This is a genomic window from Streptomyces sp. GbtcB7 (assembly GCF_019091445.1).
Taxonomy (GTDB): Bacteria; Actinomycetota; Actinomycetes; order Streptomycetales; family Streptomycetaceae; genus Streptomyces; species Streptomyces mirabilis.
The window spans coordinates 1-229 of sequence record NZ_JAGXJM010000792.1 but is presented as its reverse complement, the minus strand read 5'-3'; the positions used below and the strand labels follow the sequence as shown (position 1 = coordinate 229).

Genomic DNA, 229 nt, shown 5'->3' with positions numbered 1-229 from the left:
GATGCCGGTTCTCGACGGCATCGCGGCGACCCGGGAGGTCTGCTCCGACGAGACGCTGACCGGTGTCCGGGTGCTGGCCCTGACCCTGTTCGCCATGGACGTGTACGTCTACCCGGCCCTCCAGGCGGGCGCCAGCGGCTTCATGCTGATGGACGCCTCGCCGTCCGGCCTCGACGACGGCATCCGGGTCATCGCCACGGGCGAGGGCGTACTGGCCCCGCCGGTCACC

Annotated in this window: 1 pseudogene; it reads left to right on the top strand. The window is 72.1% G+C overall.

Annotated features, from left to right (window positions below):
- Window positions 1-229 (top strand): annotated as a pseudogene (locus tag KVT44_RS57575) (DNA-binding response regulator); the annotation flags it as partial.